The sequence below is a fragment of the Parasutterella sp. genome, assembly GCF_057870745.1.
In genome coordinates, this window is record NZ_DBMALT010000020.1 from 19509 (window position 1) to 43540 (window position 24032).

Sequence of the window (24032 nt, forward strand, 5' to 3'; positions counted from 1 at the left end):
ATTGCGGACCTGTCGCGTCTAGTTTTGCAGGCTAGCCGTCAGCCGATTTCTGCATCGGCTCCGCCGTTGCTGGTTTAACGGGTTGTTTTTTGAGTTTTTCCGCCTCTTCGATTTCTCGAATCGCTTGCTGCTCCTCGATTAAGGCTTGGTCAATCCATCCGCCCCCTAACGCCTGATATACCTGCGCAACCGAATTCAAAGCCCGAGACTTCACTTCAGCTAGAGAGATTTGCTGCGGCAGTAAAGATTGTTCTGCCTGCAGGACAGTGAAATATCCCGTGTAACCGCCTTGATACTGAGCGTTAGCAAGGCGTGAGTAGTCTTCCAAGCTCATGACGAGGCTGCGTTTGCTGCGCAGCTCTTCAATCACGTTTTGGCGCCGACTGAGTGCATTATCCACGTCTGCAAATGCAGTAGATACGGCAAGCTGATAAGCGGCCAAAAGCGCTTTTTGCTGCGCCTCGGCACTGCGGACTCCGGCGGTTACAGCGCCCCAATGGAAAATTGGACCGCTGATATTGCCGGCGTACTGCCAAACTTTGGACGGACCTTTAAACAGTTCTTTCAGCTGATCGCTGGAAAAGCCGAGACCTCCGGAAAGTGAGATAGACGGGAAGTACAACGCCTTAGCGGCTCCGATATCGGCATTAGCTGCTCTAAGCTGCTCTTCGGCCTGGATCACGTCAGGGCGTTCCTCCAGCAGCTGACTGGGAATTCCCGCCATGACTGCCGGAACGTTCAGTTCATCTAGCGTCTTGAATTTCGGAAAATCGTCAACCGGCACTCCGGTAAGAACGGACAGCGAATTCTTTAATTCCGTATTGTTCTGCCGAATCTGCGGAATCTGCACCATCGCGCTTTCCCACTGCGACCAAGCCTGAGCAACTTCCATCTCGGAAACGTTGCCATGCTTAAATCGCAGGAGGAAGAGCTGATAAGTCTTGTGATAGCTTTCCGCTGTCTCTACGGCGATCTTGTATTGCTCTTCCGTCGTAAGAATAGAAAGATAAGTACTGATCACAGAGCCGATCACCGATGAAATTGCCGCGCGATGCGCCGCTTCCGTGGCTCTCAGAGTTGCCCGAGCAGATTCAGTTTGCCTCCGAATCTTGCCCCACAAGTCGATTTCCCAAGAGGCCGAGGCAAGAGCTTCATAATTTTTGATCGGCTTATCTCCCATTGCCGCCCCGGTCGGAGTATTCAAGCTTGCTTTTGACTTCCCGAGATCGCCCGAGTAGTTAAGCTGCGGAAAAAGATTGGATCGAGCCACGGTAAGCTGAGCCGCAGCCCTCTCGACGTTTGCCATGGTCTGCTGCAATGTTCGATTGTTGGCAATGGCTTTGGAGACGAAGAAATCCAAATTAGGATCGTTGTATTCTGTCCACCACCTTGCTTTCAAGAGGCCGAGATCCGCTTCCTCGCCCTGGATGTGACGGTAATCCTTCGGCACCGGAACATAAGGGCGATCATAGTCAGGACCGACTGCGCAGCCGGTCAGCACTGCGGCGCTGACCGCCGCGGCTAAAAATGTACGCCGATTTATCATTTGCCCTCTCCTTTATTGTTCTTGGCATCGGCTGCCTTCTGGGAGACTTCGTTTGCGGATAAAACTTCCTTCGTGATTTCTGTCTTATGCTCTTTGACGCTCTTCTCTCTTTCGAGGTCAGTCAGCTTGTCTGCGGATTCAACATTCGCCTTCTGCTCCTGCGATGTCAGATCTCCGATTCCGATATCCTGATTTTCGACCCCTTCAGGATTAAAGCCCGGAGAGTTGATCACCGTTAACTCTCCTGAAGGAGAAACCTTCACGGTTGCATTCGGATCATAAACGGTGCCAGGGCCGCGCAGAATGGCAGTACGAAGCTTATCTGTAATGGGGATATTTCTAGATGAAAGCTTAGCGGCCAGTTTCAAAGCGCTCTTCGCTCCGGAGCGTTCGGCCCAGCCTTCAAACCAGACATAGAAAATTGGAACAAACAGCAGAGCCAGCGTCGACACACCGATCATACCGCCCACAATACCGGTTCCCAGAGAGTGACGGGAAGCAGCACCGGCGCCTGTTGCGAGGGCCAACGGGATAGTACCGCCGATAAACGCCAAGGACGTCATAATAATCGGACGGAAACGAAGCTCTCCGGCATCAATAGCCGCGCGCACCAAGTCCATGCCTTTATGCCTCAGCTCAACCGCAAATTCCACAATCAAAATTGCGTTCTTCGCAGCCAAGCCGATCATCACCAGCATACCAATCTGGAAGTAAACGTCGTTTTCAAGACCGCGAGCCCATGTCGCCAGCAGCGCACCGATGACGCCGAACGGAACCGCCAAGATGACTGAACCCGGAAGCGCCCAGCTTTCATACTGGGCAGCCAGCACCAGGAATACCAGCAGCAAACCGAAACCAAACACAATTGCGGAAGAAGATCCGGAACTTTGCTGTTCGTAGCTGATTCCAGTCCAGCCGTAGGTGTAGCCCGGAGGAAGAACTTCGGCCGCCACTTCTTCCAAGGCCTTCATACCTTGGCCGGAAGAGTAACCAGGCGCGGCATTACCGATCACCTGAGCGGCCGGAAAACCGTTGTAGTGCGGTAAGGAGGTTGCGCCGTTCGTGTACTCCGTCGTAATAACGGCACTCAGCGGAATCATTTCCCCGTTACTGTTGCGAACGTAAAGTTTGTCAATGTCTTCCGGTTTTGCACGATACTTCGGTTCGGACTGCATAATCACGAACCAAACGCGTGAGAACTGGCTAAACTGACTGGAAATTGCTGAGCCAAACTGGCTTTGAAGCGTGTTAAAGACGTCTGCAGTACTCAAACCTAACAATTGGGCCTTATCACGATCAAAGTTAATTTTGAGCTGTTGGTTGTTGGCGTTGTAAGTACTGGTCAAACCGGTAAGTTCCGGACGCTGACGAGCTTTTTGCAAAAAATTGTTCAGCACATCACCTAACTGCTGAGGCGTCCCGCTACCGGTATCCTGAATCCAAAATTCAAAACCACCTGTCGTACCTAATCCCGGAATCGCCGGCGGGTTGATCGGAACGACCAACGCCTGCATCTGTGAGGCCATGCCGCGATACTGCATCTGCTGCATGATCGCATCGGCACTCATTTCTTTAGCCGTTTGAGAATTTTTATAGCGCTCATCAAACGGAGCCAAAGTCATGAAGAACGTACCGGCATTGGTTTTCACTCCCCCGTCGAGCAGAGAAAAACCACCGATGGAGTTCTTGGTTTCAATCCCTTTAACCGGATCCAAAGCTTTTTCAATAGCATCCATGGCTTCTGTTGAGCGCTGCAAGCTGGCAGAGGAAGGAAGCATAATGGCTGCCAGAACGTAGCCTTGGTCTTCACTTGGCACAAAACCGGTCGGGAGCACTCGGAACATCTGAAAAATAGCAACGCCCATTCCCGCGAACAAAATAATGACAAGCAAAGTTCTGCGGAACAAAGCTCTCGTCCATTCCCCGTACTTCACCGTCAAGCGTCCGAACAATTGGTTGAAGCGAAAAAAGAAGCCGTGCGTCTTCGGCTCTTCATGCGAGAGCCAAGCTGCGCAAAGTGCCGGAGTCAGTGTCAAAGCAACAAAACCGGAAATCGCAACGGAAATCGCAATCGTGATAGCAAACTGCTTATAGAGCATACCGGTCGTACCGCCCATAAAGGCTGCCGGAACGAACACACTGGCGAGAACAAGAACCGTCGCAATAATCGGACCCGAAACTTCCGACATCGCCAGAATGGTCGCGTCCACCGGATTCATGGCTTTTTCGGCCATATTACGTTCGACATTTTCCACCACCACAATAGCATCGTCCACCACCAAACCGATCGCCAGTACCAAACCAAACAGCGTCAGCAAGTTGATCGTGAAGCCAAGCGCCAACATTCCCACGAAAGTACCAGTCAAAGCGACCACAATGGCCGTGCACGCAATTGCTGTGGATTTAAAGCTTTGCAAGAAGATGTAGATCACGCCGATAACAAGAAGCACTGCTTCAAACAGCGTCTTAATTACCTCATCGATAGAAATTCGAACAAACTCTGTCGTGTCGATAGCGACCTTGTAATCTAAGCCTTCTGGGAAGTTTGCTTTGAGTTGCTCTAATGTCTTTCGAACATTTTTCGCCACATCCAGCGCGTTGGCACCAGCCTGTTGGTAAACCGCAATGTAACTCGTCGGCAAGCCGTTCATATTGGAAGAAACATCATAGCTCTGAGACCCCAAATCGACACTCGCTACGTCCTTTAGACGAACAATGGCGCTTTGATCTTGGTTCGAACGAATAATGATGTCCTCATACCCCTTTGGATCAACCGAAGGAGAGGGTGCAATAACCGGAAAAGTCTGGATAGTTCCGGGAAGTGCCGGAGCCGCTCCGATATTACCGGCTGCAAATCGTTTGTTCTGGTTCGCAACAGCAGAGTTGATATCAGAGGTAGTAATACCCAAAGACGCCATGCGATCCGGATTAAGCCAAATGCGCATAGCTTGGTTAGCGTTGCCCATCACAGCAGACTGACCGGCGCCCTTAACACGTTTAATGGCATCTACAACATAAACATTGGCGTAATTATTAATGTAATCGCGGCTATAACGGTCGCCTTTGCCGTAAATACCGATCAACATCAGAATTGAAGAAGACCGCTTTTCAATTTGCAGGCCGTTTTGGATTACTTCGCTCGGCAGGTACGGCTGTGCGATATTGACACGATTCTGTACCTGCACCTGAGCAATATCCGGATCCGTTCCGATATCAAAGAAAACGGTCAGCATCATAGTGCCGGTAGATGACGAGGAACTCGTCATGTATATCATGTTGTCAACACCGTTAACCTGCGTTTCAATCGGGGCCGCTACGGTTTCGGCCACGGTCTTCGCATCGGCTCCCGGATAACTGGCTGTAACCATAATCTGCACCGGTGCCATGTTCGGATATTGCTCAATCGGCAGTTGGAACATGGAAATCAGGCCGGAAATCACAATCACCAGCGATACGACGATGGCGAAAATCGGTCGCTTAATAAAGAAGTTCGAAAACATACCGACCCCCTTTACTTCTTAGCCTTGTCGTCAGCGGCAGGTTTCTGGTCCACTTCTTGGACAATCTTTACCGGAGCTTCGCTAGCCAAAAGCATCATACCCTCGGTCACAACCTTGTCCCCTTCTTCCAGGCCGTTCTTGATCAGCCAGTCGTTTCCGATCCAGCTGCCGACTTCGACAGGACGAAATTGAGCTTTGTTGTCCTTGGTAACAACCCAGACAAAATGCCCTTTGCTCCCTTCCTGCACGGCGATCTGAGGCACGACTATCGCGTTAACATAGGTCGCCCCCTTCACGATGGCACGCACATACTGCTGAGGCCTTAACTGATTATTCGGATTTTCGAAAGAAGCACGGAGTTCAAACGTACCTGTACTCGGGTTGAAATTCGGTGACGAGAAAGTCACGCGGCCGGTAATCGGATAAATTTCTCCGCCGGCCAGTTCGAGCTGAACTTCGTAGTCATGGTTTTCAGGACGGCGGAGGATACCCTCTTTGACTTCCTGATTAATCTTCGCTTCTTCGTTTTCCGACATGGAAAATGTTACCCACATCGGAGACATGGTGTAAACAGTCGCCAAATGTGCGTTGCTCATGTTGATGTAGGTACCATCCGTCTGGAGTGCAGAGCTGGCGTAACCCGTCACAGGAGAAGTGATCGTGCAGTAAGAAAGATTAAGTTTTGCGTTTTCCACCTGAGCTTTAGCATTGGAAACTGCAGCTGCCGTGGTTTGAAAATCACCTATTGCTTGATCCAAATCAGTCTGGCTCAGCGCTTTCAGCTTCGCGAGAGGACGAATACGATTCAAATTTCTTTTTGCTACTTCATGAGCTGCAAGACTCGAATCCAAAGATGCCTGTGCTTCGGAGAGCTGTACTTCAAAGGGCTTCTTGTCCATCAGAAAAAGCACATCGCCGGCGTTCACCATGCCGCCTTCGGTGTACTTTCTGGCATCCAAAAATCCGTTGACACGACTATAGATTTCAACCGCTCGAGAGCTTTCAGTTTTTGCGACCCAGGTCATGTCCGCCGGCACATCATGCCGTGTTACTTTGACAACGGAAACCGGGCTCGGGCCTCTCGCCGCAGATCCTTCTTTATCTTTATCGCATCCGCTTAGAGCTAAAACTCCGCAAAGCACGGCGGCTGACAGCATCGAATATCGGCTGAAATGATTGATTGTCACGTTGTACCTCTTTTCTAGCGCCCCGTGTCGCTTAAAAAGCTACAAAGCTGATTTTTGTAAGCACGGGAAGTAAATATGTAACTAACTTTAGTAAGTATCCTAGGCAGAGAACCTGACAGGGTTGTCCTTCGCTCATTTCAAGACTAAAGGCAGGCTTATTTCACAAAATAACAACAGGAAAACCCGAAGATGAAAACCCCTAGAAAATTGTCTGACAAATCGCCGTGTACAGATCTAAAATTGAATTGTTCGAAATAAAAATGACAAATTATTAGAACAAGGTTCGAACCATCGGCAAGGAGCCGATATGACAAAACTTAAAGTATTCTCTCTGCTGCCGGCTCTTCTACTCGCATCGATTGTTCACGCCTGGGAAGCGCCCGAGATCCGGGAACTCTCTGCGGCCGAAATTCAGCCAAAACACGAGTCTCTTCAACCTCACAAATCCCTCGTTGCCCAATTGGATCCGACGTTCGGAATCCGTGCATTAGCGCTTAGCACGATCTTTTTACCCTTCCGAGAACAGGAACGGCATCACCTGTCGCACCCGGCATATCTGCCGGAGAAAGGAACCCTTCTACCGCGCGACGACTGCCATTACCCAATACCGTCGCAAAAGCTCAGCAATTGCTGTGCCGCCCCGCTCGAATCATGACTCCTCTCGAAGTAATTCAGATGGCCAGGGAAGAATCCCCGGACTGGAATGAAGTGGCGCGCGACGGCTGCATCCTTCACGGGAAACTGAGTGAGATTTCCGAGAACTATCTCAAGATGGATGAGACGCTGATCTTCCTATTAAATATGAGGCATACCCGTCACCTCTAGGTCGGAAGTGAGGTTATGCTCAGGATAAAGGAAGTCTCCGTAGATCAGAAGGCGATTTGCGCGATTATGATTCCATCTGAGGCGGCGAGAAGCTTCTAAGCTACTCCCCTTTCTCAGACTAAACTCTAATTTTGTTGATTATTCGGAGTGAAGCGGTTTCTGAACTTAGATCGTTGCTGCTCGCGAAGTCCCAACTTTTTCTAAAAGGAATATTTGAAGTCCCATGCACTTCGGCATCCTCAAGAATATGGAAATCTGAAGAGCATTCCTTTGAATGAACTTACCAGCTCTTCCGACATCAAAACTTTATCTGATGTCGCTCTACTGACTCAAGCAGGGTACTTGACGCTAAAAATATAGTTGGCACTACTGCGTATGTTGGCTATCCCAGTCAACTACCTCGGCCTGACGGCCGAGGCTTGAAAAAGCCTCTAGTTGACTAGCCTCAGGCCGTCGTTTGGCGGACTACGTTGGTTGGGAATGCACAGGCACCGCGGGATGCAAATCCTAGTCCCGCGCTCTGCGGCCGATGGTTAAAAGCTCTGAGAGGCAGGAGCGGTGCTGTCGGCTTGAAACCCCTTCCAACATTGGCGAAGGATCACAACCGGTCGAAAGACCGAGGAGATAAAACTTGAGAGTATTTGTCCTAAACAAACGCGGAAAGCCACTGATGCCCTGTTCACCGGCAAAAGCGCGCCTTCTGCTTAAAGAGAAGAAAGCTATTGTGAAGAGGCGAACGCCTTTCGCTATTCAGCTGACGATTGCAACGGGTGAGACCAAACAGCCGGTGAGTCTGGGCGTTGATGCCGGGTACGAACATGTCGGCCTTTCCGCATCCACGGAAAAGGCTGAACTTTATGCATCCGAAGTCGAACTGCGGCAGGACATCACCGATCTGCTCTCTGCTCGTCGCGCGTTACGGCAGTCACGCCGTAACCGCAAAACGCGCTACCGTGCTCCGAGATTCGACAACCGCATCCGCACCAAGCGCAAAGGCTGGCTTGCTCCGTCGGTTGAAAACCGAATCAACGCGCACTTGTCGCGCATAGAAGCGGTTCTTCGACTGCTGCCGGTCACAAAGATCACCGTGGAAACGGCGTCTTTCGACTTGCAGCTGCTGAAGAATCCCGACATTTCAGGGAAAGAATACCAGGAGGGAGAACAGCTCGACTTCTGGAACATCCGCGAGTATGTTCTTTGCAGAGACGGGCATGTTTGCCAGCATTGTTACGGCAGATCAAAAGACCCGGTGCTTAATGTTCATCATTTGGAAAGCAGACGTACGGGCGGAGATTCACCCGGCAACCTGATTACGCTCTGTGAGACGTGCCATAAGGCCCTTCATCGCAGTGAAATCACGCTGAAGGCAAAGCGCGGACAATCGTTCCGCGCGGAAGCCTTCATGGGAATTATGCGCTGGAAGGTGCTGAATCGCCTGAAGGCGTCGCATCCTGAGCTGGAAGTGAACAACACCTACGGCTATCGGACTAAGCACGCACGGATCGCGAACGACATCGCTAAGTCGCATTGTGCAGATGCTTTCTGCATCGCCGGCAACCTCGGCGCCGAAAGGCTCGGTGAATTCTTCTTCCAGAAGCAGACGCGTCGGAACAACCGGCAGAGTCATAAGCTTTCCATCCTCAAAGGCGGCATTCGAAAGCGCAATCAGGCGCCCTTTGAGGTCAATGGCTTCCGTCTTTTTGACAAAGTTGCCTGCAAGGGAGAAGAAGGCTTCATTTTCGGCCGTCGATCATCCGGGTTCTTTGATGTTCGGAAGCTTGACGGAACCCGAATTTCGGCAGGCATCAGCTACAAGAAGCTGCATCTGCTGGAAAAGAGACGAACCTATTTAACAGAAATTCGAAAGGAGGAGGCGCTTCCTTCCCTGCGTGAGGGCAGGGGTCTCCGCGCCTAAATGTGATGAAGCTTCTGTGAGAACTTTTGTTCAAGTATTTTTTCGGGTGCAGGTCTCAGTCCCAAAGTTGAATACCATAATTCAAGAAGAAGGAGTGATCTTGAAGTAAAAGCAGGTAATCGATACTGGGTCTTTGAATTCAAAGTCTGCGGGCCTGGAAAGGATGGAAAAGAGATCCTCGAGGAAGCAATTTTGCAGTTACAAAGAAAAGAATACGGACTTCAAGAACTAGAAGAGAAAATATTAAGAGTTGCCATGGTTTTCTCACTTGAAAAAAGAAAATTCGTAGAATTTGCAGAAGTCCGCTAAGCTCTGAAAAGGGCTGTTGAAAGTCTTTGTTCAATCGACTTTTGCAACAGCCCCATTTCTTCAGTTCGGCAAAAAGTTAATCTTCAGAAGCTGCCTTTTTAGCTTCTGCCTTTGCTTCCATACGCTTCTTCTCAAGCTCTGCGATGTACTGCAGTGTAATGTCTCCTGTGACATAGTCGCCGTCAAAGCACGAACAGTCAAAGCGTTTGATCTCGGGATTCAGTCCTCCGACGGCTTCCTTCATACCTTCGATCGTTTGGTACACAAGTGCGTCTGCGCCGATTTCGATACGAATCTGCTCGGTAGGACGATTGTCGCCGGCAATGAGTTCTGCCGTTGTCGGCATATCAATACCGTAGACATTCGGATAACGAACAGGAGGAGCTCCGGAAGCGATGAAGACTTTCTTCGCACCGCTCTGGCGAGCCATGCGAACAATTTCCTTAATTGTCGTTCCGCGAACGATGGAGTCATCCACCAGCAGAACATTCTTATCCTTAAACTCAATCGCCATGGCGTTCAGTTTCTGGCGAACGCTCTTCTTTCGTACAGCTTGGCCGGGCATGATGAAGGTGCGGCCGACGTAGCGGTTCTTGATGAAGCCTTCGCGGTAAGGAAGATTCAGAGCCTTGGCTAACTGAGCTGCGGCAGGACGAGAAGAATCGGGGATTGGCATGACCACATCAATATCTTCCAAAGGAATCGATTTTTTGATTTCTTTTGCCAAGTTTTCGCCCAGTCTCAGACGAGCTTCGTAAACGGAAATGCCGTCAAGCTGAGAGTCGGGACGAGCCAAATAGACATACTCGAAAATACAGGGCGAATAGACCGGGTGTTCTGCGCACTGTTTCTTACGCAGGTCGCCGTTCTCATCAATCCAAATGGCTTCTCCCGGATGGACGTCACCCAGAATTTGGAATTCGCTGCCTTCCAGCGTCACGGATTCACTGGCGATCATATATTCGCTCTTTCCGTCTTCGCCGAGCGTTGTGCCGTAGCAAAGCGGACGAATGCCGTACGGGTCTCTGAAAGCCACAACACCGTGACCGGCGATCATGCAGACGACGGCATAAGAACCTTTCACGCGTTTATGTACACCGGAAACTGCCTTGAACAAGGCTTCTTCATCCAGCGGATGCCCCTGAGTGGCGAGCGCCAGCTCATTAGCAAACACGTTCAGAAGCACTTCGGAGTCGCTGGTCGTATTGATATGACGACGGTCCAGTTCGTAAAGTTCCTGAGCCAGCTCTTCGGCGTTTGTCAGATTGCCGTTGTGAGCCAGAACAATACCGAAGGGTGCATTGACGTAAAAAGGCTGCGATTCATCCGCAGCCGTTGCATTTCCCTGAGTAGGATAACGTACTTGTCCAATACCGCAGTTACCGAGCAAGTCTCGCATATTGCGAGTTCTAAAAACGTCACGCACAAGGCCCATGCCTTTATGCATATGGAAATGACGTCCTTCAACCGTACAGATACCGGCGGCGTCTTGACCGCGGTGCTGCAGCAGCAGGAGTGCATCGTACAGCCTCTGGTTAACGGGACCGGAAGCGTACAGCGCCACTATTCCGCACATTTGTATTTAACTCCGAGGATTAAAGGTTAAGTTTTATTTACGTAATTCCATCAGACTATCGGGAATGTAAGGAGCGCACCATGTGATGCCCTTCTCAAACGCCGGCACCAGTGCAGAATCTTTCCACCAAAGCTGCTTGGGAAAAAACTCGGTCGTTCCGCCGAGAAAGACCAGCAGCCCGACAATGAGTAATCCGCGTAGAAAACCGAACAAACACCCCAAAAGCCTATCCTCTGCTCCGATAGAAACAGAGGCGAGAATACTGCGCAGTATTTTACCGACTAAACCGGCCAGAAATACGCATCCGATCACAATCAAAACAATGGAAACAAAAGTCCTTGTCATGAGGCCCATGTGGGCCTGGAACGGAAGGATCGCTGCCAAATCGGCAGAACAGTAAAGAGAAACAAAGAAAGCTGCTACCCAGCCTACCAGGGCAAAAATTTCGCGAACCATGCCGCGGGAAACCCCAAGAAGTGTGGAGAGCAGGATGATAACAACGAAGACCCAGTCGAGCTCTCCGAGACCTAAGGAAGAAAAATCCACACTTACCTCACTGACTGGACTTTACCTGTATTCAAACCTGCCAAACCGAGCTTGGCATTAGCGGCTTCAGCTTCTTTAGCAGACTTGAAAGGACCGGCCTGCACGCGGTAAATCCTGCCGCTCTTAGCCTGGATCGGGGAAAGATAGGCAGGCACTCCGGCCTTCTTCATCTTGTCCACAATGCCTTGAGCACGATTCTGGTTAGAAAGCGCGATCACCTGAATAAAGTACTGGCCCTTGATAAGTTTGGGAGCGGAAGTCTCCTGAGCTTTCTTTTCTTCGGCCTGCTTCTTAGCCTCTGCCTGTTTCTTGGCTTCAGCTAACTTTTTAGCTTCGGCTGCCTTCTTCTCTTCTGCGGCCTTCTTGGCTTCTGCTGCTTTCTTAGCAGCTTCCGCAGTGTCGTTCTTGGCTTCAGGAGCCTTACCGGCGGTATTGCCGGAAGCGGAAGGCGCGACGGCAGCGGCCTGACCTTTACCGGAATTCACAGACGGGACGGGAGGAACCTTCGGCGCTTCTTTCGGTTCTTCGCCCTCTTCCGGCGCCGGAGCCGGCGGAACGGTGATCTTGGTTACATCAACAGAATTTTCTTTCGGTATCCGAAGCGGAATCGTGACGGCAGGAGGCGGCGCTTCCTTATCAAAAAGAATAGGAATCGCAATCGCGGCAGCCATCAGAAGCATCAGGGTACCGACAAATCTTCGGCGTGCATGAATCCATTTCTGACGGCGCAGCTCCTCTTCTTCGAGCTGCTGCTCGTCTTTTTTAGGCGCACGTTTAAACCAACTGCGATTTTCGGGCTGCGGTGCGGCAGGCTCAGACTCAACATTAGGGGCGGCATGAGAAGCGGTTTCCGGATCGAGTTTGACTTCAGTCGGAGATTCTTTTGCGGCAGGAGCCGAGGCAAAAGGATTTTCTTCTATGTGAAGCAGCATCTCCTGCGCAGGAGCCGGAGTCGGTCTGACCGTTGCAAAAGATTCCTTTTGAGAAGAGGTCACCGGAGTCTGGATCGCCGACGGATGCGTTGCAAATTCACCGTCAGATGGCTGGCGGACACGAGCCGGAGGAACAGCAGTTTGCGAAGGATGCACCGTGCCGAATTGCGGTTCGTCGGAGAACCTTATAGGGTTGGGCTCCGAAGACTGCGGGGCGCTCATCCCTGGTTCCACATGAGGCAGCGGAACTTCGGGCTCTTTCTTTTTCCAAAAAGGCATACTGCTCTTCCTTTCTTTTTAATTTCGTCCGACTTTTTCCTTTAAATATTCAATAGCTGAAGCCACTGTTAAAAAGGAACCGAAGGTGACTATTCTATCAGTCTCGTACGCCTCTTCGATGGCTCTCTGAAGAGCTTCCTCGACGGTCTTGAAAGTCTGAATTTTTTCCTGAGGAACGCCTGCTTCACTTAGCATAGCGCAGAGATCCTGTGCGATTCCGCCTCGCGGACCTTGCAGATCCGACAAATACCACTTGTTAAAGCTCGAAACCATGATCCGGCAGACTTGCGCGCGGTCCTTATCAGAAAGCATCCCGAAGACCGCAACCTGACGTGTTGCCTTCGGAAGCTCACTCAGCGTCTTTGCCAATTCTTTAGCCGCATGGGGATTATGTCCGACATCTAAGTAGACCTCCGGTGCATTTCTGACTTTAGAGAAGCGTCCGGTAATACGAGTATTCAATAAAGCTGATTCAAATGCTTCACGCTTAAGCGGCAGTTTTCCCTGCATGCATTGAAGGGCTTCGAAAGCTCCGGAGGCATTGTTCAGCTGATGTTCGCCGGGCATCGTCGGCAACGGCAAATTCCTGAGCTCGCCCCTTGACCCATAGAAATTCCAGGTCTTATCGCCGTGATTGTGCTCAAACCTGAAGCTCTTTCCGATAACCAGGAGTTCGGCACCGATTTTATCGGCGTACTGCTCAACCGTAATCGGAGGATTAGCATCAGCGCAGATAGCTGGCTTGCCCGAGCGGTAAATGTGAGCCTTTTCCCAGCCAATGGATTCACGGGTAGTTCCGAGATAAGCCGTATGGTCAATTCCGATGCTCGTAATGACGGAGACGGAAGGCTCAACCGTGTTGACAGCGTCAAGACGTCCGCCGAGCCCTATTTCTAACACCACGGCATCAAGATCTTTTCCCGCAAACAGAAGAAGAATGCCGAGCAGCGTGTATTCAAAGTACGACAGCGTCATCTCGCCGCGAGCGGCTTCGACCTTCTCGAACTGACGAATCAGTTCTTCGTCCTTAGCGTCTTCTCCGTTAATTCGAACTCTTTCGTTGAAGCGGATCAAGTGAGGAGAAGTATGGACACCTACGGAATAGCCGCCGGCTAACAGTGCCGATTCAATAAAAGCGCAGGTAGAGCCTTTACCGTTGGTGCCTCCGACGGTAAACACGGGGCATTTAAAGCGGATGTCCAGACGCTTGAGCATGGTTTCCATGCGGTCAAGGCCTAAATCTATTGCCTGTGCGTGCAAACCCTCAATGTGATGAAGCCACGCATCCAAAGTCTCAAATTTCATTTTGAATAAACTAAAAAGACCGCCGAAGCGGTCCGGAGAATGCTACTCAATCGCGTCCAAAGACTCTTTTTGGAAGAGTGCAATGAGTTTTGCGATTTCCATCTTTAAGTTTTTACGATCGACGATCATGTCGATGGCGCCCTTCTGCAGCAGGAACTCGGATCTCTGGAATCCTTCCGGAAGCTGTTCACGAACGGTTTGTTCAATGACGCGCGGGCCGGCAAAGCCGATCAAAGCCTTAGGCTCAGCCATAACGACGTCGCCCATGAAAGCAAAGCTTGCAGACACGCCGCCCATCGTCGGATCGGTTAAGACAGAAATGAACGGAAGTTTGTGTTCTGCCAACTTAGCGATAACTCCGGTTGTCTTGGCCATCTGCATCAGAGAGAAAAGACCTTCCTGCATACGAGCGCCGCCGGAAGCGGTAAAACAGACAAATGCTGCCTGATTATCAATAGCGGCCTGAACAGCACGAGCAAAGCGCTCTCCGACAACCGAGCCCATGGAACCGGCCATAAAACCGAATTCAAAGACGGCAACGACAGCGGGCATAGCATGGATGGTGCCTGACTGCACAACTAAAGCGTCGGTTTCTCCGCTGGCAGACTGTGCCTGCTTAACGCGGTCAGGATATTTTTTGCTGTCCACGAATCGAAGCGGATCGACAGGACGAATTTCCGCACCGATTTCCTGACGATTTTCAGGGTCGAGAATCATATCCAAGCGCTGACGAGCACTCACGCGCATATGATGGTTGCATTTCGGACAAACGTTAAGGTTGTCGCGAAGCTCCTGAGCGTAAAGCGTCGTTCCGCAGTTGGAACACTTTGTCCACACGCCTGCAGGAATATCTTTTTTGGCAGTTTCGCCGTTACTCCGACTGATTTTCGGGAGCACTTTATCGAGCCAACTCATAGTGCAAATTAGTTTCTTTTTACTGAATTTACTGATTCTAATCGAATCCAGCCGCTCTGCATGAACTCAAACTCATTGAGTTCGTTAACAAAAATTTGTCAGCCGGGAAACGGCGAAGCTCCGTGCTGAGGCAGGCCAAAGATTTCCGGATAGCCGACGCCGGTCAGATAAAGTCCTGTTGGATAGAAAGTCGGAGCGGCCGCCTGTCGGCTTTTTGCTTCCAAAACTTCTCCCATCCAATCAACACTTCTGGCGCCCGTGCCTACGTAAACCAGACAGCCGACGATATTTCGAACCATGTGATAAAGGAAGGCGTTTGCCTTGACACGAATTTTGATGAATCGTCCGAGACGAATGACATGCAGATATTCAATATTTTTCACCGGCGTCTTGCTCTGGCACCCTGCGGCACGGAAACTGGAGAAATCATGTTCGCCGACCAAGAACTGGCCTGCGGCTTCCATGTTCTTTTCGTTGAGCGGACGGAAGACCCAGCCGGTTCTGCCGGAAAGAATCGGAGAACGAACCGGCTCATTGACGATCCAGTATTCATAAGTCCGACTGCAAGCGGAAAACCTCGCATGGAATTCGTCCGGGACGACTTTCGCCCAGCGAACCGCACATTCCGTCGGCAGATAAGAATTCAAGCCGCGAACCCAAGAAATCTCCTTACGGTCGGCTCCCGTATCTAAATGGATCACTTGACCCGTGGCATGAACATTGGCGTCTGTGCGCCCGGCACAGACGGCTTTAACTTTTTCACCCGTAAACTGAACAACGGCCGCTTCGAGATAATCCTGAACTGTTTGTCCGGAAGGCTGGGTCTGCCAGCCCTCGAAAGAACGGCCGTCGTACTCGAGTCCTAATGCGACTCTCATCGGCAATTAGGCTTTGAAGTCAACGAGAATACGCAGCATGCGGCGCAGCGGTTCGGCAGCGCCCCAAAGGAGCTGGTCGCCGACTGTGAAGGCAGTGACGTATTCCGGACCGAAATTCAGTTTGTGGATACGGCCGATAGGAACAGAAAGCGTTCCGGAGACCTTGGCCGGAGTCAGTTCATGAATAGAATCTTCTTTGCGGTTCGGAATGACTTTAACCCACTGATTGGCTTCAGCAAGAAGTCTTTCGATTTCTTCGCAGGAAACATCTTTCTTCAGCTTGATCGTCAAAGCCTGAGAGTGGCAGCGCATGGATCCGACGCGAACGCACAAACCGTCAACGGGCATGCATCCGGGCTCTCCGATAGCGGGTTTGCCCAGAATCTTGTTAGCTTCGGCACCGCCCTTCCATTCTTCGCGGCTCTGTCCGTGTTCGACTTCTTTGTCGATCCAGGGGATCAGGCTGCCGGCAAGAGGTACACCGAAAGCTTTGTCGGGGAAGTCGGTAGAACGAAGTTCTTCGGTAACTTTGCGGTCGATGGCCAGAATGGCAGAGCGAGGATCCTTCAGATCTTCGGCAACAACGCCATAAAGAGCACCCATCTGTTCGAGCAGTTCGCGCATATTGGGAGCACCGGCGCCGGAAGCGGCTTGGTAAGTCATGGAAGAAATCCATTCAACCAAATCAGCGCGGATCAAACCGTCTAAGGCCATCAGCATCAGGCTGACCGTGCAGTTGCCGCCGATGTAGTTCTTAACGCCTTCGCGCAAACCCTTCTGAATCACGTCCATGTTCACGGGGTCGAGAACGATGATGGCGTCTTTTTCCATACGCAGCGTGGAAGCGGCATCAATCCAGTAGCCGTTCCAGCCTTTATCGCGAAGCGGTTTGAAGTGAGCTTTTGTCCAGTCACCGCCCTGGCAGGAAATGACTACGTCGCAGGCTGCCAATGCGTCCAGATCATCGGCATCTTTAAGAATAGGATCTGAATTAGGGACTTCCGGTGCTTTGCCACCGGCGTTACTGGTAGAGAAGAATGTGGTGCTGACAAACTTAAAGTCGTCTTCCTGCTTCATTCTGTCCATCAACACGGAGCCGACCATTCCCCGCCAGCCAACCATACCTAACTTCAACATTTGTGTTTCTCCTATCGAGTAGTGCTTCACTTTGCTTTAGAGCGCGGCGACAACCGCATCTCCCATTTCAGAACAGCTGACAAGCTTGCAGCCTTCGCTGCGGATGTCTCCCGTGCGGTATCCCTGAGCAAGAACTTTCTTAACCGCATTTTCAATTCGGACTGCTGCTTCCTCCATTCCTAAAGAATAACGAAGCATCATGGCCGCTGACAAAATCTGAGCTAAAGGATTTGCAATGTTCTTGCCAGCGATGTCCGGAGCAGAACCATGAGACGGTTCAAAGAGGCCCTGGCCCTTCTCATTCAATGCGGCAGAAGCCAGCATACCGATGGAGCCCGTGAGCATGGCGGCTTCATCGGAAAGGATGTCGCCGAAAAGATTGCCTGTGACCATCACATCGATCTTCTTCGGAGCCTTAACCAGCTGCATGGCTGCGTTGTCGACATACATATGTTCAAGGGTGACTTCCGGATATTCTTCGCTGACCTTGATCATCGTGTCGCGCCACACCTGAGAAGTTTCTAGAACGTTGGCTTTGTCCACGCTGACAAGATGTTTGTTGCGGCCCATAGCAGCTTTAAAAGCAACGTGGGCAATTCTTTCCACTTCGGGAACGGCGTAGCGCATTGTGTCAAAGCCTTCTTCGGCACCGGCAAAAGCGCCGTCAGGGCTGATGCGTTTGCCTCTGGGCTGACCGAAGTAAACGTCACCGGTGAGTTCGCGAACGAGCAGAAGGTCCAGACCGGAGACAAGTTCGGGTTTAAGAGAGGAAGCAGCCGTGAGCTCTGGGTAGCAAATCGCCGGACGAAGGTTCACGAAAAGACCTAAGGCTTTTCTTAATCCGAGAATCGCCTGCTCGGGGCGAAGATGACGCGGCAGATTGTCATACTTAAAATCGCCGACAGCGCCGAAAAGAACGGCATCGCTCTTTTTAGCAAGTTCAACAACCTCAGTAGGAAGCGGATGACCGAAAGCGGCATAAGCGACACCGCCGACTAAGGCCTCTTCAAATTCCAGAGGGAGCTTCAGCGCTGTTAAAACTTTGAGGGCCTGAGCCATGATCTCAGGACCGATGCCGTCACCGGCAAGTACTGCAATTTTTTTCATATTGGTTTTCTTCTCTTGGGTTTGATTAATAAATTGTTTTAGCGAGCCAGGGTTTCTGATTCAGACGCTGCTGTTCAAATGCCTTGATTTCGTCAGCGTGCTGAAGCGTGATACCGATATCGTCCAAGCCGTTCAGCAGGCAATAACGGCGGAATTCAGGAACTTCGAATTCATGACGTTTACCGTTGGGTTCGATCACAACGCGGTTGACCAGATCGACGGAGAGTTGGTATCCGTTGTTTGCTTTGATCTCATCAAACAGGTAATCAACAACGAACTCCGGCAGACTGATCGGGAGCAAACCGTTTTTAAATGCATTGTTATAGAAAATATCGGCAAAGCTCGGTGCAATGACCACTCTGAAGCCGTACTGTGTCAGAGCCCAAGCCGCGTGTTCGCGGGAGGAGCCGCAGCCGAAATTCTTGCGGGCCAGCAAAATCGTCGAACCTTGATAGCGCGGCTGATTTAATACGAAATCCGGATTGATCTTGCGGGTGGCAGGATCCATCCCCGGTTCGCCTTTATCCAGATAACGCCATTCGTCAAAAAGGTTCGGGCCGTAACCGGTGCGGTAAATTGACTTTAAAAACTGTTTCGGAATGATGGCATCGGTGTCAACGTTAGAGCGGTCTAAGGGAGCGACAATGCCTTGAAGAACTGTAAATTTTTCCATCTCTGCCTCTCTTAGAAAAGTTTGCGTACATCAACAAAATGACCTTCAATAGCCGCGGCGACAGCCATGGCCGGAGAACAAAGGTGTGTGCGGCTCTTATTGCCTTGGCGTCCTTCAAAGTTGCGATTGCTGGTAGAAGCACAGCGGTCGCCCGGCTCGAGGCGGTCAGCGTTCATTGCCAGACACATTGAGCAGCCCGGACGGCGCCACTGGAATCCGGCTTCAATAAAAATCTTGTCCAGCCCTTCATCCTCGGCCTGCTCTCTGACGAGTCCTGATCCCGGAACCACCAGGGCCTGTTTAACCGTAGGAGCCACTTTCTTACCGAGTTTGCGCACCACATAGGCAGCGGCTCGAAGGTCTTCAATACGGCCGTTCGTGCAGGAACCGACAAAGACGTTGTTCGGAGCGATCGAGGTAATCGGTGTGCCGGGCTTCAAATCCATGTATTGATAAGCGCGTTCCCAGCCCTCGCGTTTGACGGGATCTTTCTGATCTTCGGGAATCGGTGTGCAGCCGGTGATCGGCGCAACCATCTCGGGAGAAGTTCCCCATGTGACCATCGGAACGACGTCTTCTGCCTGAAGGTTGACTTCAATATCAAACTTGGCGCCTTCGTCGGAGTGCAGAGTCTTCCAGTATTCAATCGCCTGATCCAAAAGCTCGCCTTCCGGAGCCAGTGGGCGGCCCTTCATGTATTCAATTGTCTTATCGTCGCAGGCGACTAAACCGCAGCGTGCACCGGCCTCAATAGCCATATTGCAAAGCGTCATGCGGCCTTCCATAGAGAGCGCACGAATTGCGGCTCCGTCAAACTCAATAGCGCAGCCTGTTCCGCCGGCCGTTCCGATCTTGCCGATGATGTAGAGCGCAAGGTCTTTAGCAAACACGCCGGGCTGGAGGTTACCCTCCACATGCACGCGCATGTTCTTCATTTTCTTCGTGAGCAGCGTCTGGGTTGCCATCACGTGCTCAACTTCACTCGTTCCGATACCGAAGGCAATTGCTGCGCAAGCTCCATGGGTGCTCGTGTGAGAGTCACCGCAAACGACAGTCATGCCGGGAAGCGTTGCACCCTCTTCCGGTCCCATAACGTGGATGACGCCCTGTCCGCGGGACAGGAACGGGAAAAACGCCGCACATCCGTTTTGACGAATGTTTTCATCCAATGTCGTGACCTGCAGCTTGGAGATCGGATCGGTAATGCCCTCCATTCCGGCTTCCCAACCGGTCGTCGGTGTGTTGTGATCGGCTGTGGCCACAATCGAGCTCTTGCGCCACAAAGGACGGTTGTTCATGCGCAGTCCCTCAAAAGCCTGGGCACTGGTCACTTCGTGGACCAGATGACGGTCGATGTAGAGGGTTGCAGTGCCGTCTTCTTCCATTCGGACGACGTGTTCGTCAAAGATTTTGTCGTAGAGTGTTTTAGGGGATTCCGGTGTTCTCATTTCTTACTGGTATCACTAAATTTTTGAAGTAATTCTTTGAGTATGCCACCGAAAAGCACGGCGAATAAAAATCTGTAAGATTTTCTGACTGTCTTCGGTCAGCAATTTCACCGAGACGCTAACGAATTCCGAAATTTTTAAATTTTTGCGATTTTTTTCGCTCCTTCCCGCTGATTGTCGGTACGAACAATTAGAATGGAAGGCTGAGTGTTTTTCCGCATTTCGGAATGTAAAAGCCCTACTCGGTTTCTTCTTTGAGATCTCTTAGATGTCAATACAACCGTCATGATGAAAAGACATCCGGCCCTGATCTCAGTGTAAGCAAACCAGGTACGTCTTGAGCGCTCTCGTTTCCAATCGCTTAATTTCAATATCAAATGGACTGGTTCGCTTCAATTATTTCTTCTTTAAATAACATCCTTTGGTCGTACATCCTGATCGGACTTTTAATCTGCGTTGGCCTTTGGTTCACGTTTTGCACTCGTTTTGTCCAGATCACTAACGTCAGGGAAATGTTCCGCTGTGTTCTGGAAGGGTCCCGCACTCCGAGGCCTGAAGGACACATTTCTCCTTTTCAGGCCTTTTGTATTTCCACAGCCTCCCGCGTCGGCGTCGGCAACATTGCCGGTATTGCCATCGCTGTGGTTACCGGCGGTCCCGGCGCCATCTTCTGGATGTGGGTTATTGCCACTCTGGGCGCAGCCAGCGGATTTATCGAGTCCACCCTTGCTCAGATCTATAAGGTAAAGAAGCCCGGCGGCGGCTTCATGGGCGGCCCTGCTTACTACATCAAGAATGCTTTGGGCTCGCCTTTCTGGGCAGGTGTTTTTGCCGTGTTAATTTCCGTCACTTACGCACTGATCTTCAATTCCGTCCAGGCCAACACGATTTCTCTGTCTATTGAAACCACGACGGGACTCAAACCCGCATATACCGGACTAATCCTTGCTATAGTCACCGGCTTAGTGATCTTCGGCGGCATGACACGTATTGCGAAGGTTGCCAGCTTTATGGTTCCGTTCATGGCGGGCGCCTACCTTCTTCTCGCTTTTGTCGTGACCTGCATGAATATCACTGAAGTCCCTCGCGTTCTGCTCATGATCGTGACCAAAGCCTTCAGCTTTGACTCCATCACAGGTGCTGCTATCGGTGTCGCCTTGATGACCGGTATTAAGCGTGGTCTCTTCTCCAACGAAGCCGGTATGGGTGCTGTTCCGAACGCTGCCGCAGCAGCCGACGCCTCTCACCCTGTTAAGCAGGGTCTTATTCAGGCGATGGGTGTGTACTTCGACACGCTGTTTGTCTGCACCGCCTCTGCAATGCTGGTTCTTCTCTCTCCGGAATGGATGATGGGTTCCAAACTCACAGGAATTGCGCTTGTTCAGAAATCCGTGGCCGGTCAGCTCGGCGAGTGGACAAACTTCTTTATGACCGTCATTGTGCTGTTCTTTGCTTTCAGCTCCATCATCGGCAACTACTTCTACGGCGAAATGAACATGCCTTTCATTTCCAAAAGCAAATACGCCATGCCGATCTTCCGAGTATTTGTCGTTGTGATGGTCTTTGTCGGCTCGATCGCTTCCCTTTCACTCGTTTGGGACATGGCCGACCTGTTCATGGCCTTGATGGCTATCGTGAACTTGGTCGCCATTTTCATGCTCGGCAAATACGCTATTGCCGCTTTACGTGATTACAACGCTCAGAAGCGCAGAGGCATCCTGGATCCGGTTTTTGATCCGAGAATTCTTCCGGACAAGAAAGGAGTTCAGTGCTGGCCACGCGACGAAGATCGCCGTAGAAAAGCTAACTAATATTGAAATCGGGACCGCTTCGGTCCCGTTTCTATTTCTAGATTCTCAAATTCTTCCGCATTGGCCTCTCTGTGCCATGACTTGATCGATCAATACCAAAGCAGTGAGAGCCTCAAGAATCGGTGTTGCACGAATACCCACGCACGGATCATGTCTGCCTTTTGTTGAGACGACTGTGTCGTTACCGTCGACGGTCAGCGTTGGCATTTCCTGACGAATCGAGGGCGTCGGTTTGATCGCAACCTTTGCCGTAATCGGTGCGCCCGTTGAAATGCCCCCCAAAATGCCGCCGGCATGATTGCTCGCAAACCCATCTTTGTACTGCGTACCCATACGATCTGCGTTCAAGCTTCCTCGACAACCGACAACTTCAAAACCGTCTCCGATCTCGACGCCTTTTACGGCATTAAGACCCATAAAGGCATAAGCCAAACAGGCATCCAGTCGACGGTAGATCGGCTCTCCGAGTCCAGGAGGAACGCCTAAAGCTTCAACATAGATTTCGCTTCCGGCTGAATCTCCAGCGCGGCGCAAATCATCCATGAAGGCTTCTAACTCCAGAACTTTCTCAGGATCAGCCGTAAAAAAGGGATTGTTGTCGACGACCGACCAATCTTTTACTTCCAAAGGAATCCCGCCTAAATTTATTAGACAGGCACGAATCCGGATATTCAAATTTTCTGCAAGCCATTTCTTGGCAACGGCACCGGCGGCAACCGTCGGAGCTGTCAGTCGAGCCGAACTTCTGCCGCCTCCGCGGGGATCTCGGATTCCGAATTTTTTGTAATAGGTGTAATCAGCGTGAGCCGGTCGGAACAAGTTTTCGATCACTGAGTAGTCCTTGCTTCTCTGATCCTCATTTCGAATCAAGAGCGCAATCGGCGTTCCCGTCGTCTTCCCTTGATAAACCCCGGAAAGGATTTCAACTGCGTCGCTTTCTTTGCGCTGTGTGACATGTCGTGAGGTTCCGGGGCGTCTGCGGTCGAGTTCTTTTTGAATGTCTTCCTGACTTAAATCCATGCCCGGAGGACATCCGTCGATCACGCACCCAATTGCGGGTCCGTGAGACTCGCCAAAATTAATCACAGAAAAGTATTCGCCCAAACGTGAACCCGGCATCGAAAATTCCTCGAAGTTATGCTCCTTTTTGGGAGCGGAACGTAAAAAATTGTATCCCAAACACGTAGAATTTCTGATGTCAATTGATGAGTAAATCGTATGGAAAAGCTTTTTGTCAATATTCGCAAAGCTGAACCGGCCGACATCGGCGGGATCGCAAGTATTTACGAACAAGCCGTTTTGCTCGGTACTGCCAGCTTCGAAGTCACGCCTCCTTCCGAAGAGGAAATGCTCTCACGCATGCAGGCTATTGAAGCGGGCCATTATCCGTATTTAGTCGCGGAACTGGAACATCAAATCTTGGGATTTGCTTACGCCGGCCAATACCGTCCGCGAAAGGCTTATCGCTACACTGTGGAAGACTCAATTTATGTTCATCCGGAATGCCGCAGATTAGGCGTAGGCACGCAGCTTCTGACCTCGCTCATTGCTGAGTGCGACCTCAGGGGCTTCAGGGAAATGATCGCCGTGATCGGTGACTCCGAAAATACGGCTTCCATCAAACTGCACGAACATTGCGGATTCCGTCATGTCGGCGTCCTCAAAAACGTCGGTTATAAATTCGATCGGTGGCTGGATTCTGTCCTAATGCAAAGAACGCTCGCCGGCGGCGATACAATGAACTGTTGATCTCAGAATAATTAGAGAGGCGCAAATAAATGAGTGAAGAACAATTGGAATACGACCCCGAGTGGACGCTTGCAACACTGAATGACGCTAAAGAAGCTTTGGAAGATCTGATCGCTCAGGTCGAAGACAGTCCCGAAGAAGTCAAAGAGATCTTGGAAGAAAACATTGCCAACGTCTACGCAAAACTGAACTATGCGTTCAACAGCGCCAAAGACGGTCCCGATGCGTTGCTATCCATGCCCGACGATGAACTCGTCGCGTTCCCGTCCGTCTTGCCTTTGAAACACAAAGTCGAATTCGAAGAACAAGACGCAGAAATGCCTGACGAGGTTCAGTAATTAAAAGACTAAACGGCTTGCCCAATCAACTGAGCAGGCCGTTTTCATTTGCGGCA

The 24032-nt window shown here is 51.0% G+C and carries 21 protein-coding genes; 7 read left to right on the forward strand and 14 right to left on the reverse strand.

What is annotated here, in order from left to right:
* Window positions 1-31: 31 nt before the first annotated feature.
* The 3 genes from ACZND6_RS06985 to ACZND6_RS06995 are packed head-to-tail and all read right to left on the reverse strand — an operon-like array spanning window position 32 to window position 6233.
* Window positions 32-1546 carry an efflux transporter outer membrane subunit gene (locus tag ACZND6_RS06985; protein ID WP_300876709.1) on the reverse strand — a complete coding sequence of 505 codons (1515 nt, stop codon included), beginning with the start codon at window positions 1544-1546 and terminating at the stop codon, window positions 32-34.
* Window positions 1543-5046, reverse strand: a complete 3504-nt coding sequence (locus ACZND6_RS06990; RefSeq protein ID WP_418572726.1) for an efflux RND transporter permease subunit — start codon at window positions 5044-5046, stop codon at window positions 1543-1545. Before ACZND6_RS06990 ends, ACZND6_RS06985 begins: the two co-directional genes overlap by 4 nt.
* A gap of 11 nt (window positions 5047-5057) precedes the next feature.
* Window positions 5058-6233, reverse strand: a complete 1176-nt coding sequence (locus ACZND6_RS06995) for an efflux RND transporter periplasmic adaptor subunit (protein WP_370748028.1) — start codon at window positions 6231-6233, stop codon at window positions 5058-5060.
* Between the two features lie 307 nt (window positions 6234-6540).
* On the opposite strand from ACZND6_RS06995, the gene ACZND6_RS07000 reads away from it, so the two are divergent.
* From ACZND6_RS07000 to ACZND6_RS07015, 4 genes are all read left to right on the forward strand, one after another.
* Entirely contained in the window at window positions 6541-6888 is a 348-nt protein-coding gene (locus ACZND6_RS07000) for a hypothetical protein (RefSeq protein WP_293738243.1), read from the forward strand.
* Complete coding sequence (locus ACZND6_RS07005) at window positions 6885-7058, forward strand: hypothetical protein (protein WP_489524489.1); 174 nt, start codon at window positions 6885-6887, stop codon at window positions 7056-7058. The genes ACZND6_RS07000 and ACZND6_RS07005 overlap by 4 nt, the downstream gene beginning before the upstream one ends.
* A gap of 631 nt (window positions 7059-7689) precedes the next feature.
* Window positions 7690-8973, forward strand: a complete 1284-nt coding sequence (gene iscB, locus ACZND6_RS07010; protein WP_489524490.1) for an RNA-guided endonuclease IscB — start codon at window positions 7690-7692, stop codon at window positions 8971-8973.
* 36 nt (window positions 8974-9009) lie between these two features.
* Window positions 9010-9282, forward strand: coding sequence for a PD-(D/E)XK nuclease domain-containing protein (locus ACZND6_RS07015; protein ID WP_293738131.1), 273 nt, complete (start codon window positions 9010-9012; stop codon window positions 9280-9282).
* Between the two features lie 76 nt (window positions 9283-9358).
* On the opposite strand, the gene purF is transcribed toward ACZND6_RS07015, so the two are convergent.
* From purF to leuC, 10 genes are all read right to left on the reverse strand, one after another.
* Entirely contained in the window at window positions 9359-10858 is a 1500-nt protein-coding gene (gene purF / locus ACZND6_RS07020; RefSeq protein WP_293738118.1) for an amidophosphoribosyltransferase, read from the reverse strand.
* A 33-nt stretch (window positions 10859-10891) separates the two neighbouring features.
* Window positions 10892-11404, reverse strand: coding sequence for a CvpA family protein (locus tag ACZND6_RS07025; RefSeq protein ID WP_118631831.1), 513 nt, complete (start codon window positions 11402-11404; stop codon window positions 10892-10894).
* Window positions 11405-11406: 2 nt separating this feature from the next.
* On the reverse strand, window positions 11407-12615 hold the full coding sequence (locus ACZND6_RS07030) for an SPOR domain-containing protein (protein WP_489524491.1): 1209 nt from the start codon (window positions 12613-12615) through the stop codon (window positions 11407-11409).
* A gap of 18 nt (window positions 12616-12633) precedes the next feature.
* Window positions 12634-13920: a bifunctional tetrahydrofolate synthase/dihydrofolate synthase gene (gene folC, locus ACZND6_RS07035; protein ID WP_300876672.1), complete on the reverse strand. Its 1287-nt coding sequence runs from the start codon at window positions 13918-13920 to the stop codon at window positions 12634-12636.
* Window positions 13921-13962: 42 nt separating this feature from the next.
* Window positions 13963-14835 carry an acetyl-CoA carboxylase, carboxyltransferase subunit beta gene (accD, locus tag ACZND6_RS07040; RefSeq protein WP_293738124.1) on the reverse strand — a complete coding sequence of 291 codons (873 nt, stop codon included), beginning with the start codon at window positions 14833-14835 and terminating at the stop codon, window positions 13963-13965.
* Between the two features lie 98 nt (window positions 14836-14933).
* Window positions 14934-15713 (reverse strand): tRNA pseudouridine(38-40) synthase TruA, encoded by a 780-nt coding sequence (gene truA / locus ACZND6_RS07045; RefSeq protein ID WP_008811075.1) that lies wholly within the window; start codon window positions 15711-15713, stop codon window positions 14934-14936.
* Between the two features lie 6 nt (window positions 15714-15719).
* Window positions 15720-16847: an aspartate-semialdehyde dehydrogenase gene (gene asd, locus ACZND6_RS07050; protein WP_039896043.1), complete on the reverse strand. Its 1128-nt coding sequence runs from the start codon at window positions 16845-16847 to the stop codon at window positions 15720-15722.
* Window positions 16848-16886: 39 nt separating this feature from the next.
* Window positions 16887-17957: a 3-isopropylmalate dehydrogenase gene (gene leuB / locus ACZND6_RS07055; protein WP_370748033.1), complete on the reverse strand. Its 1071-nt coding sequence runs from the start codon at window positions 17955-17957 to the stop codon at window positions 16887-16889.
* 25 nt (window positions 17958-17982) lie between these two features.
* Window positions 17983-18630, reverse strand: coding sequence for a 3-isopropylmalate dehydratase small subunit (leuD, locus tag ACZND6_RS07060; RefSeq protein ID WP_008811072.1), 648 nt, complete (start codon window positions 18628-18630; stop codon window positions 17983-17985).
* Between the two features lie 11 nt (window positions 18631-18641).
* The gene (gene leuC, locus ACZND6_RS07065; RefSeq protein ID WP_370748034.1) at window positions 18642-20078 is read right to left on the reverse strand and encodes a 3-isopropylmalate dehydratase large subunit; all 1437 of its coding nucleotides are present in this window, start codon (window positions 20076-20078) and stop codon (window positions 18642-18644) included.
* 377 nt (window positions 20079-20455) lie between these two features.
* On the opposite strand from leuC, the gene ACZND6_RS07070 reads away from it, so the two are divergent.
* Entirely contained in the window at window positions 20456-21889 is a 1434-nt protein-coding gene (locus tag ACZND6_RS07070; protein WP_022099953.1) for an alanine/glycine:cation symporter family protein, read from the forward strand.
* Between the two features lie 45 nt (window positions 21890-21934).
* Here the strand turns inward: ACZND6_RS07070 and aroC are convergent, their stop codons facing one another.
* Window positions 21935-23008, reverse strand: a complete 1074-nt coding sequence (gene aroC / locus ACZND6_RS07075; protein ID WP_022099952.1) for a chorismate synthase — start codon at window positions 23006-23008, stop codon at window positions 21935-21937.
* A 99-nt stretch (window positions 23009-23107) separates the two neighbouring features.
* Here aroC and ACZND6_RS07080 point away from each other — a divergent pair, with 99 nt between their 5' ends.
* Window positions 23108-23638: a GNAT family N-acetyltransferase gene (locus tag ACZND6_RS07080; protein ID WP_022099951.1), complete on the forward strand. Its 531-nt coding sequence runs from the start codon at window positions 23108-23110 to the stop codon at window positions 23636-23638.
* Between the two features lie 29 nt (window positions 23639-23667).
* Window positions 23668-23976, forward strand: a complete 309-nt coding sequence (locus tag ACZND6_RS07085) for a hypothetical protein (protein WP_022099950.1) — start codon at window positions 23668-23670, stop codon at window positions 23974-23976.
* The last annotated feature ends 56 nt before the right edge of the window (window positions 23977-24032 follow it).

Bases quoted from the DNA above. Each gene is read 5' to 3' on its own strand.
- leuB (WP_370748033.1), bottom strand. From the start codon at position 17,957: ATGAAAAAAATTGCAGTACTTGCCGGTGACGGCATCGGTCCTGAGATC.
- truA (WP_008811075.1), bottom strand. From the start codon at position 15,713: ATGAGAGTCGCATTAGGACTCGAGTACGACGGCCGTTCTTTCGAGGGC.
- ACZND6_RS07070 (WP_022099953.1), top strand. From the start codon at position 20,456: ATGGACTGGTTCGCTTCAATTATTTCTTCTTTAAATAACATCCTTTGG.
- purF (WP_293738118.1), bottom strand. From the start codon at position 10,858: ATGTGCGGAATAGTGGCGCTGTACGCTTCCGGTCCCGTTAACCAGAGG.
- aroC (WP_022099952.1), bottom strand. From the start codon at position 23,008: ATGCCGGGTTCACGTTTGGGCGAATACTTTTCTGTGATTAATTTTGGC.
- ACZND6_RS07085 (WP_022099950.1), top strand. From the start codon at position 23,668: ATGAGTGAAGAACAATTGGAATACGACCCCGAGTGGACGCTTGCAACA.
- ACZND6_RS07030 (WP_489524491.1), bottom strand. From the start codon at position 12,615: ATGCCTTTTTGGAAAAAGAAAGAGCCCGAAGTTCCGCTGCCTCATGTG.
- ACZND6_RS07080 (WP_022099951.1), top strand. From the start codon at position 23,108: ATGGAAAAGCTTTTTGTCAATATTCGCAAAGCTGAACCGGCCGACATC.
- accD (WP_293738124.1), bottom strand. From the start codon at position 14,835: ATGAGTTGGCTCGATAAAGTGCTCCCGAAAATCAGTCGGAGTAACGGC.
- leuD (WP_008811072.1), bottom strand. From the start codon at position 18,630: ATGGAAAAATTTACAGTTCTTCAAGGCATTGTCGCTCCCTTAGACCGC.
- leuC (WP_370748034.1), bottom strand. From the start codon at position 20,078: ATGAGAACACCGGAATCCCCTAAAACACTCTACGACAAAATCTTTGAC.
- ACZND6_RS06985 (WP_300876709.1), bottom strand. From the start codon at position 1,546: ATGATAAATCGGCGTACATTTTTAGCCGCGGCGGTCAGCGCCGCAGTG.
- ACZND6_RS07000 (WP_293738243.1), top strand. From the start codon at position 6,541: ATGACAAAACTTAAAGTATTCTCTCTGCTGCCGGCTCTTCTACTCGCA.
- ACZND6_RS06990 (WP_418572726.1), bottom strand. From the start codon at position 5,046: ATGTTTTCGAACTTCTTTATTAAGCGACCGATTTTCGCCATCGTCGTA.
- ACZND6_RS07005 (WP_489524489.1), top strand. From the start codon at position 6,885: ATGACTCCTCTCGAAGTAATTCAGATGGCCAGGGAAGAATCCCCGGAC.
- folC (WP_300876672.1), bottom strand. From the start codon at position 13,920: ATGAAATTTGAGACTTTGGATGCGTGGCTTCATCACATTGAGGGTTTG.